This is a genomic window from Actinophytocola sp., assembly GCF_036378875.1.
Classification (GTDB): domain Bacteria; phylum Actinomycetota; class Actinomycetes; order Mycobacteriales; family Pseudonocardiaceae; genus Actinophytocola.
Genome location: NZ_DASUVO010000063.1, coordinates 151321 through 162804 on the forward strand (window position 1 = coordinate 151321; position 11484 = coordinate 162804).

Consider the following 11484-nt stretch of genomic DNA (forward strand, 5'->3'; position numbering starts at 1 on the left):
AAACGCAGCCCGGACACAGAATTGTCCGGGCTGCGCGAAGACACAAATCAACGAGGTCGGCGATTTGTCGGTGAGATAAATGAACGGTTGTCGTCACACGGTGTTTTTGCCCCCCGGCTCGACGACCAGTTCGTAGAGTTCGTCGATGTCGTACTCGGCGCGGCCGGGCCGGCCGTAGCGCGTGAGCTTGCCCCGGCTCGCCCACTTGCGGATGGTGGCCTCGGTGACGCCGGCGAGCATCGCGGCGAGCTGGGTGGGCACCGTCCGTCGCTGGCGCTGTTCCGCCTCCCCGGAATTCAAGGTGTTGGTTGCGTCGGGGGACGGAGGGTTCTGTTTGGTCACGTACTTGTGGCTGGCTTGCGTCACGTTCCCCTGAGGCGCGGCTCCGAAGCACTCGGCCTGGTGTGACCTCGAGGTTGACAGAGGGTGTCTCATTCCACGCCTCCCGGGCCGTGGCCGTTCACGTGTCCGTTCACCCGAGGGGTGCCGTGCCCGTTGGTCTTTCCGTTGGGCTTTCCGTTGCTGTGCCCGTTCGTCCTGCCGTTGGTCTTGCCGTTCGCACGGGCGCCGTTGTTCCCGTTTCGCTTGCCGCGCAGGGCGAGCCAGTGCTCCGGGGCCCATACGTGACCGGCCTCGCAGCTCACCTCGTAGGGCTCGCCGCCTTCCCGGTGCGCCTCGGCGTACACGGTCCGGTCGCAGTCGGGGCGCAGGCAGGTGCCCACGGCGACGCGGAACGCCGCCTCGGGCTTCATCGCCTCGTTCGCCGCCTCGGTCAGGTCGGTCAGCTCGTCGACGAAGTCCGGCGCCGCGGGGTGGCCGAACAGCCAGTGCACGTGGATGGCGAGGAAGCCGACGAGCTTGCGGATGTCAAGCTCGTCCGGTGCGAGCACGCCCCGCTCGGTGGTCACCAGGCCGCACCAGGCGCCGAGCACGCCCAGGATCTCCGAACGCACCGAGACCACGGCGTCGCGCAGCACGATGCCCCTCGGCCGGTGCCCGCTGACCCGCTCCCTCGGCTCGTTCGGCCGCAGATCGAGGGCGTGCGCGCACAGCTCGAACAGCGATGGCAGCTCGATCAGGGTGTCCTCGGCGAGGTCCCGGCAGGTCGGGCAGATCATCAGGCCGGCGGCGAGCAGGGGAGCCTGGCCCGGCTCGTGCCGCCGGCTGCGGCAGGTCGGCTGGTCGTGGTCGTCCCGTTGGTCGTGATGCCTCACCATTACGGTCGCTCCCAGTCCGTGCGCAAGGTCGGTCATCTCAGTTGGCGGTCCGCACACCAAGGCCGGTGTGAGTGGCGACTTCGTAGATCCGGTAAGCGAGGTCGGCGTTGAGCTCGCGCACTCCGAGCAGCTCCACCAGCACGATGTCCCCGGTGCCCCGCCGGACGGAGTGCCGACCGGTCAGTAGCTGGGCGAGGTCGCTGGTGATCCGGCGGTCCGTGGCGCTGCGTGTGACCACGCCCCCGCCCGCCGGCTCCGCCTGGTGCGCGGCGACGACGTCGCGCTCCGGGTAGTGGTCGAGCAGGCCCATGTCGTCGACGTAGATCTGGTCCACCTGGTCGACGAGGTCACTTGGCAGGTCGGTGCCCGTGGCGTTGACCAGCAGAGCACCGCGTGCGAGTTGGTCGATCCGCAGTTCCGCGAGGTCGTTCGCGGTCGCGGTGTGGTCGGTCGCGATGACCAGGTTCGCGCCGAACACCGCCTCGGCGACGGTCGGCACCACCGACAGCCCGATGCCGGACAGCTCGAGCTGGTCGGCGAGCCGCGGCTCCACGTGCTCCGTACCCATGCTGGCGCTGCACAGCGCGACGTGGCTGATGTCCGGCACGTGCCTGGCAACGACCGCCAGCTGTGGCTGTGCGACGCCGGCCGGGCCGAACACGGCCATCGTGACGCCGGCGGACATCAGCAGCTCGCGGGCGGCGACCGCGGTCAGCGCCGCCGCCACCGAGTCACGCAGGCTCTGTGCCGGCACCACGCACGGCCCCGGGGCGTCCGGGACGTCGAGCAGGACGAGCTCCGCGCCGTCCGCCCCCAGCTCACGCCACGAGCTGAGCCGGCCGGGTGAGCGGCGACCGTGTCCCGTGGCCCGCACGACCCGGCCGATCAGGTACTCGGCCATCGTCGCGACGGGATCGGTCGCCTCCAACGCGCTCCACACCTCGTGGGAGCGCAGCTGGAGAACCGTCCCGTCCAACGAGGCCTGGCGTGCGCGAGCCATGTGCGTAATCTCCCGGATTGCTCTACCGACGCCTTATCCACTCGCTATCGACGGACGATAGCGGTTCTTAAACAGCTTGAATGCCAAGCAAAGGCAGGGCGTTGTTGGCTTGTTCTCAAGCGGGGTTATCGCCGCTGGAAAATATCTCAGCCACAGTTTTCGGAGGCATCGCCGTGTCTGCTTTTCGCAAGATTGTCATGCCTGTGACCGCCCTGTTCCTCGGCCTGTCCGCCATGTTCCTGGCGGCCGGCACGGCGGGTGGGGAGAGCAACACGTGCGACACGGAAAACGACCACGACTGGCACATCGTCTGTCCGTGAGGCCGTCGGCGACAAAATGACTTCGGCGGCAGGGCGCTACTGGGGAGCCGCCCTGCCGCCATGCGTCGCTATCGGCGAATGATGGCACTCCCGCGGTTGCGCTCCAGCTCGCCGCGCAACCGGACGGCCTCGGCGGAGTCCACCGTGCCCAGCAGCTCGAGGGCCTGGGTGAGGCCATGCGCGGCCAGGTCGTCCTCGCCGCGGCCCTGGTGGATGTCCGACCGGAGGATCAGCGCCTTGGCCCGCCAGAGCGTGGCGCCCAGGTCCTCGAACAGGACCAGCGCCGCGTCGACGTGGTCGGTGCCCGCCGCGCCCTTGCCGCGGGCGAGCGCGATCTCGCCGAGGGCGTAGTGGGCCGTCCCGGCGACCATCCGCTCGCCGACCTGTTGGGCCAGGGAAAGCGCGTGCTGCAGGGTGGTCTCGGCGTTGTCCAGCCGCCCGGAGTGCTGGCGGACCACACCCAGCCGGCACAGCGCGTGTGCCTCGCCGATGCGGTCGCCGATGTCGCGCACGATCAACAGCACCCGGTTCAGCGCCTGGTGCGCCTGCTCGACCTGGTTGACGAGCAGGTGCAACTCGGCGAACCGGTGCAGGACGATCGCCTCCCCGCGCAGGTAGCCGGCCTTCCTGTTGCACGCGAGGGCGGCGTCCAACAGGCGCTGGGCACCGACGACGTCCCTGCTGTCGATGCACACCTTGGCCATGTTCTGCAGGATGTAGCTCTCGCCGATCAGGTCGCCGAACACGCGGATCTTCTCCAGCGCCAGCTCGTACTTCGCCATCGCCGCGTCTCCGTCGCGCAGGCGGTCCAGGGTCGCCGAGTTGCGCAGCGCGAGCGCGTAGCCGTGCTCGTCGCCCACCCGCTCGAAGATCTCCATCGCGGCGGTGAAGTGGCGCTGGGCCTCGCTGAGCCGGGTCTGTTGGGAGTACATCGCGCCGAGCGAGTACATCATCGCGGCGCGGCCGCGCTCGTTGCCCGCCTCCTCGGCCGAGGCGAGCGCACGCTCCGCGGTCTCGCGCCAGTCGTCGAAGTGTCCCTTGACCTCGAACAACGTCATCGCCGTCAACGCGAGGTCCCAGCATGCCTCGGACATCCCGTTGTCGGCGGCCAGGTGGACGGCCGACACGAGCGAGCGGCGTTCGACCTCCAGCCACTCGATCTGGTCGCCCATCTCGTCGGTCTCCTCCAGCCCGGCCGCGCCGGACCAGCGGGGCGCGGTGCCGTGGAGGATCGTGTAGTCGCCGCCGAACTCCTTGCGGTGCGCGTGCTCTCCCCGCGCGAGCCAGGCGCCGAGCAGCCGCTCGACCGTCTCGGTGCGCTCGTCCTCGGTCTCCTCCTCGTGCAGCCGTTCGGTGGCGTACACGCGGATCAGGTCGTGGAACCGGTAGCGCAGCCGCTCGCCCGGGTACTGCACCGTCTCCAGCAGCTGCGCCTCGACCAGGCTCTCCACGACCTCGTAGGCGTCGTAGGGGTCCGTGTCGAGCAGCGCGGCGGCCGCCCACCCGGGAAAGTCGTGGGTGGTGAGCAGCGCGAATCGGCGGAACAGGCGTCGTTCGGTGCTCGACAGGGTCCGGTAGCTCAGGCCGATGTTGGAACGCAGCCCGAGTCCGCGGTAGGACAGCTCGTCGAGCCGGCGCAGCGTGTTGCGCAGCCGGGCGACCAGCACGTCGATGCGCCAGTGCGGCCGGGAGGCCAGCCTCGCGCCGGCGATCCTGATGGCCAGGGGAAGGCCGCCGCAGAGGTTGACCAGCTCGAGCGTCGCCTCCGGCTCGGCCTGCAGCCGGTCCGGGCCGACGATCGTGGTGAGCAGCTCCAACGAGCGGTCCACGTCGAACACGTCGATGTCCACGGTGTGCGCACCGGGCAGGCCGGACAGCCGCGCCCGGCTGGTCACGATCACCGCGCACCCCTGACCGGCCGGCAGCAGAGGGATGACCTGGTCCTCGTCCATGGCGCCGTCCAGCACCACCAGCACTTTCCGGTTGGCCACGCGACTGCGGTACAGCTCGCCGCGCTCCTCGTCGTCGTCGGGCATCGCGCTGCCGTCGATGCCGAGCGCGCGCAGGAACCTGGCGAGGACGCCACGTACCCGGTCCTCCCCGTCGGGGGACTCCAGGTCGCCGTAGAGGTGACCGTCGGGGAAGGCGTCGCGCAGCTCGTGCGCGGCGCGAAGCGCCAGGGTGGACTTGCCGACCCCGCCCTTGCCGGAGACCGAGACGATGCGCATGCCGTAGGCGAGCGACCCCTCGTCCTGCTGCTCGGCGAGCACCCGCTTGATCTCGTTGAGCTGGACCTGGCGGCCGGTGAAGTCCGCGATGCTCGCCGGCAGCCGGCGGGGCACCACGGACTGGTGCTCGGCCGCGTGCACGACGGCCCTGGCACCCACGTCGCGCATGCCGGCGTCCAGCTCGGGGTCCCCGTTGAGGATCGCGGTCTCGAGCCGCCGCACGCTCTGACCGAGCTCGATGCCGAGCTCCTCCATCAACGTGGCCCGTGCCCGCCGGCACACCTCCAGTGCCTCGGCCTGGCGCCCGGAGCGGTACAGCGCGAGCATCAGGTGCTCGTACAGCCGCTCCCGCAACGGATGTTCCTTGACCAGCGCGAACAGTTCACCGACGAGCTCCTCGTGCCGGCCGAGCGCGAGGTCGAGCCGGATCCGCTCCATGATCGCGGCGATCTTGGCGTCCTCGAGCTGGGCCGCGCCCCTGCGCAGCAACTCCGAGTACATGCCGGCCAGCGCGGGACCGCGCCACAGCGACAGCGCGCTGCGCAGCGTGGCGACCGCCTCGGACACCCGGTTGGCCTCGACATGTCCCCGCGCGGACGTCACGAGGCCCGAGAACTGGGCGACGTCGAGGTTGGCCTCTTCGATCTCGATCAGGTAGCCGGGCGCGCGGGTGCGGATCTGTGCCGTGTCCTCCGCGCCGGCGAGCACCCTGCGCAGCCCCGAGACACAGATCTGGATCTGCGCGCGGGCCGTGGTCGGCGGTGCGGTGTCCCAGACGGCGTCGATGAGCTGCTCGATCGGGACCACCCGGTTGGCGTTGAGCGCCAGCATCGCCAGCACCACCCGCTGACGGGTGCCGCCGAGATCACGCTCCTCGCCGTCGACCGACAGCGTCAGGGGTCCGAGCAGTCGCAGTGCCAGCACGTCTCGCCCCCCAGTCTCCTCCCGACCCGTCCTTGATCAGGCTGCCTGGTGCCCGAGTCTCCCATACGTCCACTTTAATTCTGCTCGTATTCCTGGTCAGCCATCGCGCAAACCGGAAGATGCGTCTCGAACCGCTGGAGCCGGACCATGGGAGACGCAAGCCAGACCACCAGCTGGTAGTGGCGCCGCTACCTGGTCGAACGCTCGATGAGATTGGACGCTGACAATGACGGAGTCCGCCTGGAAAGTGGTCATGGACGGGGACGGCCTCACGATCTCTGGTGAGAGTTTTTCGCTTACCACCAACAGTTCCGACGCGGACATCGACTCGGTGGTGTCCCAGCTGCAGGGCGTCGCCCGGGGAACCTACGGTCAGTACTGCGGCCTCTCCCGTGCCATCGAGGCCGTCGGCGAGCGGTGGGGCATGCTCGTGGTGCGCGACCTCCTGGTGACTCCCAAGTCCGCACCGGAGCTACAGAGGGGCCTGCCCCGCGTGCCGTTGAACCTGCTGTCGATGCGGATCAGGGAGCTGGCGTACACCGGCATCCTCGAGAAGGACGGGACCACCGACGCGGACGGCCAGGACCGCTACCGGCTGACCACCTACGGGCGGCGGTTGGAGGACATCCTGCTGGCGTTCGGCCGGTGGGGTTCGGCGATGCTGGCCGAGCCGCGCCCGGAGGACATCGTCACCGAGGACTCGCTGATGGTGGCCATGCGGGCGGCGTTCGTCTCCGAGGCGGCCGCCGGCCGGTCCGAGCGGTTCGAGCTGGTCTTCGGCGACATCGTGATCCACGTGGTCGTCGAGGACGGCCAGCTCGAGGTCGGCCGCGGTCCGCTGCCCGGCGCGCCGTCGATCGACCCCGGCCCCTACCTGAAGGACATGCTGACGCGCGCGATGTCCCTCGAGGAGGGCATGGCCACGGGCACGGTCCACACGAACGGCGACCCGAAGGCCATGGAGCGGCTGCTCTCGCTGTTCGCGCTGCCCTACCAGGCGCTGCCGCAGCGCTCGATGCTCTGAGCCGGTCGACGGAATGCCCTGAGGGTCCGCCCTCAGGGCATTCTTCTGTGTCAGGCCACCCGTGCCGGCGGATCCGACACCACGTACCGCTGGTAGTCGGCGACCAGCCGAGGCATCAGGTACCGGCGGCTCGCGGACTCGGCGGCGTGCCTGCCGAGCCTGCGGCGCAGCAGTGGGTCGTCGAGCAGCGTGCGCACGGCGAGGACCACCGACTCGTGGTCGCGGGGGCGCACCAGCAGCCCGTTGTGCCCTGGGGAGATCTGCTGGCGCAGCCCGCCGACGTCGGCGGCGACCACCGCGCGGCCCTTGAGCATCGCCTCGGTCAGTGTGAGGCCGAAGCCTTCCGCGAGGCTCTTCTGCAGCACCACGTCCGCCCGCCGCTGCAGTGCGTTGACCACCAGCGGGGCCCGCTCGCGGTCCTGCCCGTCCGGCAGCACCAGGTGCACCCTGGCGCGGTCGGCGGGGGACAGGCCAGCCCGTATCCCGCGGACCACGTCGAGGACCGCCCGGCCGTCCGGGTCGTCGGGTGTCGTCTCGGGGTCGGCGCCGGCCAGCACGACGTGCACCTCCGGCGGCAGCTCCGGGACACAGCGCAGGACGCCCGGCATGTCCTTGAGCGGATCCCAGCGCGCCACCTGCAGCACGACCGGCGCGCCGTCGGGCAGCGGCCCGTCCTGCTCGACGCGCCCGGGGTGTGCGAGCAACTCGGCCATCTCGCCGCGCGACAGCGGCCGGTTCCTCGCCGAGTGCGGGTCGACCGCCGGGGCGAACACCCGCCGGTCCGCCGGTGGCACGATGTGGGGCGCGAACTCCGGCAGCGTCGTCACCACTTTGTCCACATCGGATAGTTCGGCGGCGAACGCGTGCCAGACGGTCAGTGGGCCGGACGCCTGCTCGTCGGTGGTGCCGGCGTGGCAGTGCCACACCACCACCAGCCCGGCCTCGGCCAGCCGCGACGCCATGCCGAGCGTGGCCGGGTCGTGCAGTACCACGACGTCGCCGGGGGCGAGCTGTTCGGCGAGCCAGTCCGCCTGCGGTGCGAGCACGGCACGGTAGCGCGTGGCGAACGTGCCGAGGCGTTCCGCGGTCATGGCGTTGGCGCGGCCGTGCAACAGTTGGTGCAGGTACCGGGTGAACGCGAAGAACTCCGGGTCACCGCCGAGCACGGCCCATCCGACGGACATGCCGGTCGCGGCCTGTGCGGGCACCAGACCGGCGAGCAGTTCGGCGACCCCACTTCCGTGCGCGGCCGCGCTCACGTGCACCAGCCTGCGGCCACTGCCCGGTCGACGTTCCCATGCCGGCGTCACCATGAGAGGAGCTTGCGGAGCGAATCATTCATGGCCGGCATTCCATCTGTCCGACACGGACCATGGTCATGCCTCATGTCTAGTGAGAGTGCGGCGGGGCGGCCACTCCCATCGTGCGCCGCTCCCCAGGGATGCGTCGATCGGCCTATTGCGTTCTGCCTGGTACGACCGGGAAAGTGGGTTGGGGACATGGGGAATCGCGCAAACCCAGAGATGCGTCACGAACGGCGCGGCCCGACCATGGAACCGCACGGTCGCGGGTCTGCTCGGTCCCGTGTGGCCGGAACGGATTGGACTAGCGGAGATGACTCAGTCGGACTCGGTGAGGACCGCGCTGCGGGCGGCGTTCCGTGCCGGCGCGGCGCGGAATGTCCGGGTGTGCTTCGAGGTGCACGCGTCCGGCGTGGTCGTCCATGCCTTGGTCGACGGCGACCGGGTCACCGTGCACCGCGGGCCGACCTCGGACGCCGACGTCGTGATCGACGCAGGCCCAGTCCTGACGGCGCTGCTGACCGGGGAGGTCAGTGCGGCGGACGCGCTTGCCGGCGGGCAGGTGAGGGTCATCGGGGCGCCCGAACTGCTGTCCATGTTCGTCACCCTGTTTCACCTGCCGGAGCTGCCCAGCTCGGTGGCAGCCTGATCGTGAGGGAGCACCAGAGATGACCAGCGCGACCGAAAGCCGCCGCCTGCTCGGCGCGGACGGCTTACTCAACACCCGCTACCACAAGCCGGCGCTGATGATCTTCCTGGTCATCGTGATCGGGCACTGGGCGGAGCACCTCACACAGGCATGGCAGATCTACGTGCTCGGCTGGCCACGGCCGCAGGCGGGCGGCATGCTCGGCCTGGCCTTCCCGGTTCTGGTGAAGTCCGAGTGGCTGCACTACGGGTACGCGATCGTGATGCTGGTGGCGCTGGTCACGTTGCGGCACGGGTTCACCGGCCGGGCACGCACGTGGTGGAACGCATCGATGTGGATCCAGGTGTGGCACCACCTCGAGCACCTTCTCCTGCTGCTGCAGGCACTTTCCGGCTCGAACCTGCTCGGCAAGGCGGCGCCGACGAGCGTCGCGCAGCTGGTGTTCCCCCGGGTCGAGCTGCACCTGTTCTACAACGCCATCGTGTTCGTCCCGATGGTCGTCGCGATGATCCTCCACATGCGACCGAACCAGCAGGAGCGGGCCCAGATGCGGTGTGGGTGCGCGGTACGCGCACACGCGATCGCCCCCGCCTGAGCCGATGACCGTCGCCAGCGGACAGCACGGGCACCTGGACGTCGGCGGCTTCAGCCTCGGTCCACTGTGGCTGCGCGTCCTGTTGCTCGGCGCGGTCCTGTCCACGGCCGCGTTCGCGATGCTCCGCGGTTTCCTCGGTGAGCCGAACCGGCGCACCACGACCGCGGTGCTGACCGCCACCTTCGGTGCGGCGGCACTGGAACTGTTGCTGTCCGGCGGACTGGCCGTACCGGAGCAGACGGTGCCACTACTGCTCGCGGCACTGGCGGTACCGCTGTATCTGGCCCTGTCCCAGGACCCGGCCCGCGCGACGATGGTCGCGCGGGCTCGCCGGTACGCACTCTGGCTGTTCTGGCCCGCGGCGTTCCTGGCGGCCGTGCGGTTCGGACAGGCCTGGCTCAACGGGTGGGAACCGGTCCTGCTGCACACCGGCGTCGTGTTCGGCCTGGTCGCGGTGGCGTGGTTCACCGTGGCCAAGCCGCGGAAACGCGGTGTGATGACGTCTCGCGTCGGCGCCGGCCTGCTGGCGGTCGGCCTGGTCGGCGCGGTAGGACAGGCCGTGGTGACAAGACCGGCCGAGCCGACTCCCGGCCTGGCGAGCACCACGACCGTCACCGTGGGCACCCGCCAGGCGAACGTGATCGTGGTGCCGAACCTGCCGGGCTGGAACCTGGTCCATGTGGACACGAGCCTCGAGATCGGCGCCGACCCCTCGAACCTGGCCAGCCCCACGAACGGCTGGCTTCCCGTCCAGCTCCCGCCCGGCCGCGCCGAACTGTGGCTGAGCGACGGCCGCGACACCGGCTCGTTCGCCACGAACACCGGCACCGGCGCGACCGCGCTCCGCGACCTCGCCGGCCCGAACGGCCAGCAGTGCGCGAACGCCCTACTGGGCCGGATGCTGGTGAAGGGCGCACTCACCGGTGCCATCGAATGCCCCTCGGCCGCGTCACCCCCGGCGAACCTGACTACCAGCGATTCGTTCCAACGGTACGAGGCCGCGCACCGCGCGGCGTACCCGTCGCTCGCACCGTCCATGGCGGGGTTCCAAAGTTGGCTGTCCGCAAGGGAATCGGCCCAGAGCCTGACCTAGTGCCGCGACCGCGGTGGCTCGGTGTCTGGAGCGAGCTGGCGAATGTGATCGGTCCGCGCCTAGCATGGCGGGGCATGGAGCTGACGGAACGTTTCGAGTGGCAGGGACGGCACATTGCCTGGGGGCGGGCAGGGACGGGCCCGGCTGTGGTGTTCTGTCATGGCACACCGTGGTCGTCGCTGTTGTGGCAGCCGTTCGCCGAGGCGTTGAGCCGGGACTTCACCGTCCATCTCTGGGACATGCCCGGTTATGGTCTCTCGTCCAAACAGGCCGGACATCCCGTGGACTTCGGTGTCCAGGCCGACGCCTTCGCGGCGCTGCTCGCGCACTGGGGCCTTGACCGGCCCCATGTGATCGCCCACGACTTCGGCGGCGCCGTGTCCCTGCGTACCCACCTGACACTGGGCGTCGACTACGCCTCGCTCATGCTCGTCGACGTCGTCGCCATCCCGCCAAGCGGCTCACCGTTCTTCCGGTTCGTACAAGAACATCCGGACGTCCTGGGCCAACTACCGGCCTACATCCACACCGCCATCGTGCGTGCCTACATCCAGGGCGCGAGCCACCGCGGCCTGCGCGAGGACGATCTCGACGCACTCACCCGGCCATGGCTCGGTGAGGACGGCCAACGCGCCTTCTACCGGCAGATCGCCGACTACGACGAACGTTTCCTCGAGGAGAACGAGCGGCGACTGGCCAGCATCACCATCCCGGTGCGGATCCTGTGGGGCACGCAGGACACCTGGATCCCCACACACATCGCCCACAGACTGCACGACGCGATCCCGGCCGCCGGCCTCGCACTGGTCGACGACGCCGGTCACCTGATCCATCATGACGCGCCCATCCCGTTGATGAACGAGATCCGCACATGGCTCAGCTCAGGCTGACGGTTCAGCGCACGAAGGCCGGTCCCGCACGGGACCGGCCTTCGTGTATCAGGGGTCAGGCGCTGTTCTTCTGTGTCGTGGGCTGTAGAACGCTGTACGGGGCGAGTGCTTCACGGAGCTGTACGGGCACCCTGGTCGGCACGGTCGCGTTGTTCGGACCACGCATACACGCGATCCGCTGCTTCCCACGAGCCACCAGACTCTCCACACCATCCCTCAAGTGCACATAATCAAACGTGAACT

11 protein-coding genes and 1 pseudogene are annotated in these 11484 nt (G+C 69.8%); 6 read left to right on the top strand and 6 right to left on the bottom strand.

Annotated elements, in window-relative coordinates:
• Window positions 1-93: 93 nt before the first annotated feature.
• The 3 genes from VF106_RS18725 to VF106_RS18735 form a co-directional block, all read right to left on the bottom strand.
• Window positions 94-366 carry a helix-turn-helix domain-containing protein gene (locus VF106_RS18725; RefSeq protein WP_330841032.1) on the bottom strand — a complete coding sequence of 91 codons (273 nt, stop codon included), beginning with the start codon at window positions 364-366 and terminating at the stop codon, window positions 94-96.
• Between the two features lie 65 nt (window positions 367-431).
• Complete coding sequence (locus VF106_RS18730; protein WP_330841033.1) at window positions 432-1217, bottom strand: hypothetical protein; 786 nt, start codon at window positions 1215-1217, stop codon at window positions 432-434.
• Between the two features lie 37 nt (window positions 1218-1254).
• A complete protein-coding gene (locus tag VF106_RS18735) occupies window positions 1255-2217 on the bottom strand; it encodes a hypothetical protein (protein WP_330841034.1) in 963 nt (320 codons plus the stop codon).
• Between the two features lie 197 nt (window positions 2218-2414).
• On the opposite strand from VF106_RS18735, the gene VF106_RS18740 reads away from it, so the two are divergent.
• Complete coding sequence (locus VF106_RS18740; protein WP_330841035.1) at window positions 2415-2537, top strand: hypothetical protein; 123 nt, start codon at window positions 2415-2417, stop codon at window positions 2535-2537.
• 68 nt (window positions 2538-2605) lie between these two features.
• On the opposite strand, the gene VF106_RS18745 is transcribed toward VF106_RS18740, so the two are convergent.
• Window positions 2606-5689, bottom strand: coding sequence for an AfsR/SARP family transcriptional regulator (locus VF106_RS18745; RefSeq protein ID WP_330841036.1), 3084 nt, complete (start codon window positions 5687-5689; stop codon window positions 2606-2608).
• 226 nt (window positions 5690-5915) lie between these two features.
• Between VF106_RS18745 and VF106_RS18750 the strand changes: the two genes are divergently transcribed.
• Window positions 5916-6713, top strand: coding sequence for an HxlR-like winged helix-turn-helix transcriptional regulator (locus tag VF106_RS18750; RefSeq protein WP_330841037.1), 798 nt, complete (start codon window positions 5916-5918; stop codon window positions 6711-6713).
• A 50-nt stretch (window positions 6714-6763) separates the two neighbouring features.
• Here the strand turns inward: VF106_RS18750 and VF106_RS18755 are convergent, their stop codons facing one another.
• On the bottom strand, window positions 6764-8026 hold the full coding sequence (locus VF106_RS18755) for a glycosyltransferase (RefSeq protein WP_330841038.1): 1263 nt from the start codon (window positions 8024-8026) through the stop codon (window positions 6764-6766).
• 301 nt (window positions 8027-8327) lie between these two features.
• Here VF106_RS18755 and VF106_RS18760 point away from each other — a divergent pair, with 301 nt between their 5' ends.
• The 4 genes from VF106_RS18760 to VF106_RS18775 all read left to right on the top strand — a co-directional run bounded on the left by VF106_RS18760 (window position 8328) and on the right by VF106_RS18775 (window position 11241).
• Window positions 8328-8663, top strand: coding sequence for a hypothetical protein (locus VF106_RS18760; protein ID WP_330841039.1), 336 nt, complete (start codon window positions 8328-8330; stop codon window positions 8661-8663).
• A gap of 19 nt (window positions 8664-8682) precedes the next feature.
• Window positions 8683-9258, top strand: a complete 576-nt coding sequence (locus VF106_RS18765; protein WP_330841040.1) for a hypothetical protein — start codon at window positions 8683-8685, stop codon at window positions 9256-9258.
• A 4-nt stretch (window positions 9259-9262) separates the two neighbouring features.
• Entirely contained in the window at window positions 9263-10351 is a 1089-nt protein-coding gene (locus VF106_RS18770; protein WP_330841041.1) for a DUF6239 family natural product biosynthesis protein, read from the top strand.
• 74 nt (window positions 10352-10425) lie between these two features.
• Entirely contained in the window at window positions 10426-11241 is an 816-nt protein-coding gene (locus tag VF106_RS18775; protein WP_330841042.1) for an alpha/beta fold hydrolase, read from the top strand.
• A gap of 55 nt (window positions 11242-11296) precedes the next feature.
• Here VF106_RS18775 and VF106_RS18780 read toward each other — a convergent pair.
• Window positions 11297-11484, bottom strand: a pseudogene (locus VF106_RS18780) (acyl-CoA thioesterase); the annotation flags it as partial.